We start from the raw sequence: 477 nt of genomic DNA on the forward strand, positions 1-477 counted from the left end.
GTCAGATGTGTATAAGAGACAGCCTACGGGTGGCAGCAGTGGGGAATATTGGACAATGGGCGCAAGCCTGATCCAGCCATGCCGCGTGAGTGACGAAGGTCTTCGGATTGTAAAGCTCTTTTGGCGGGGACGATAATGACGGTACCCGCAGAATAAGCCCCGGCTAACTTCGTGCCAGCAGCCGCGGTAATACGAAGGGGGCTAGCGTTGTTCGGAATTACTGGGCGTAAAGCGCACGTAGGCGGATTTGTAAGTCAGGGGTGAAATCCCGGGGCTCAACCTCGGAACTGCCTTTGATACTGCAAGTCTCGAGTCCGGAAGAGGTGAGTGGAATTCCTAGTGTAGAGGTGAAATTCGTAGATATTAGGAAGAACACCAGTGGCGAAGGCGGCTCACTGGTCCGGTACTGACGCTGAGGTGCGAAAGCGTGGGGAGCAAACAGGATTAGATACCCTAGTAGTCCTGTCTCTTATACAC

The 477-nt window shown here is 53.7% G+C and carries 1 rRNA gene; it reads left to right on the forward strand.

From position 1 onward, the window contains the following. A 16S ribosomal RNA gene (locus ACTHSL_RS12980) occupies positions 1 to 477 on the forward strand; the annotation flags it as partial.

The organism is Neisseria sp. P0008.S010 (genome assembly GCF_051962715.1).
Lineage (GTDB): Bacteria > Pseudomonadota > Gammaproteobacteria > Burkholderiales > Neisseriaceae > Neisseria > Neisseria elongata.